Annotated in this window: 1 protein-coding gene; it reads right to left on the bottom strand. The window is 68.0% G+C overall.

The genetic code is table 11. The features are described from left to right. Nucleotides 1–1,449 (bottom strand): 2-oxoacid:acceptor oxidoreductase subunit alpha (locus AB0B72_RS40250; protein ID WP_367745066.1); only part of this gene is annotated, 1,449 nt, incomplete at both ends.

A 1,449-nucleotide genomic window follows, 5' to 3' on the forward strand; every position in this document is an offset into this window, starting at 1 on the left:
AGCCGTACCATCCGGTCGTGGTTGTCGGGGTCGTAGGAGATGTTGCCCGTGCCGTCGGCTTTTTCGATGCCGCCGATGCGGTGCTCCAGCCCTGGGGTGCCGGGCACGGCCCACGGACGGGCCAACGTGCCGGGGTCGCGCTTAAAGGGCAAATACGACCCGTCGTCGCCGTTGGGTTCGGTGGTGAAGCCGACCGAGATGTCGGGCAGCTCGGCGACGTCCGGGATCCGCCAGGGCTCTGAGCCGTTGGCCAGGTAGCCGTCCGACAGCAGCATGACCGGTGTGCGGTACTTCAGCGCGATCCGCGCCGCCTCCAGGGCCATGTGGAAGCAGTCCGACGGCGTCGCGGGGGCCAGCACCGGGACGGGGGATTCGCCGTTGCGGCCGTACAGGGCCATGAGCAGGTCGGTCTGCTCGGTCTTGGTCGGCATACCAGTGCTCGGTCCGGCCCGTTGCACGTCCACGACGATCAACGGCAGCTCGGTGGTGACCGCCAGGCCCACCGTCTCGGCCTTCAACGCGACACCGGGGCCGGAGGTCGTGGTCACCCCGAGCGACCCGCCGAAGGAGGCCCCCAGCGCCGCGCCGACGCCGGCGATCTCGTCTTCGGCCTGGAAGGTGCGGATGCCGAACCGTTTGTGCTTGGACAGCTCGTGCAGGATGTCGGAGGCCGGGGTGATCGGGTAGGACCCGAGGAACAGCGGCAGCCCCGACTGCACCGACCCCGCGATCAACCCATAGGCCAGGGCCTGGTTGCCGGAGATGTTGCGGTACACCCCGGGGGTCAGCTTGGCCGGTTTGATCTCATAGGAGACCGAGAACGACTCGGTGGTCTCGCCGTAGTTCCAGCCGGCCTGGAACGCCGCGATGTTGGCCTTGGCGATCTCGGGCTTCGTGGCGAACTTCGCCTCCAGGAACCTGATCGTCCCCTCGGTCGGCCGGTGGTACAGCCACGACAACAGGCCGAGCGCGAACATGTTCTTGGCCCGCTCGGCGTCTTTCTTGCTGACGTCGAACCCCTCGAGGGAGCGCACCGTCAGCGAGGTCAGCGGCACCGCGTGGACCCGCCACTCGCTGAGTGACTCGTCCTCGAGCGGGTTGGTGGTGTAGCCCACCTTCTGCAGGTTGCGTTTGGTGAACTCGTCGGTGTTGACGATCAGGTCGGCCCCGCGGGGCAGGTCGGCCAGGTTGGCTTTCAACGCTGCGGGGTTCATGGCGACGAGCACGTTGGGTGCGTCGCCGGGAGTCAGGATGTCGTGGTCGGCGAAGTGCAGCTGGAAGCTTGACACTCCGGGCAGCGTGCCCGCGGGGGCGCGGATCTCGGCCGGGAAGTTGGGCAGGGTCGACAGGTCGTTGCCGAACTGGGCCGTCTCCGCCGTGAACCGGTCTCCCGTGAGCTGCATCCCGTCGCCGGAGTCACCCGCGAACCGGATGATCACGCGGTCGAGC

The sequence above is a fragment of the Microbispora sp. NPDC049125 genome, from assembly GCF_040802045.1.
Taxonomy (GTDB): domain Bacteria; phylum Actinomycetota; class Actinomycetes; order Streptosporangiales; family Streptosporangiaceae; genus Microbispora.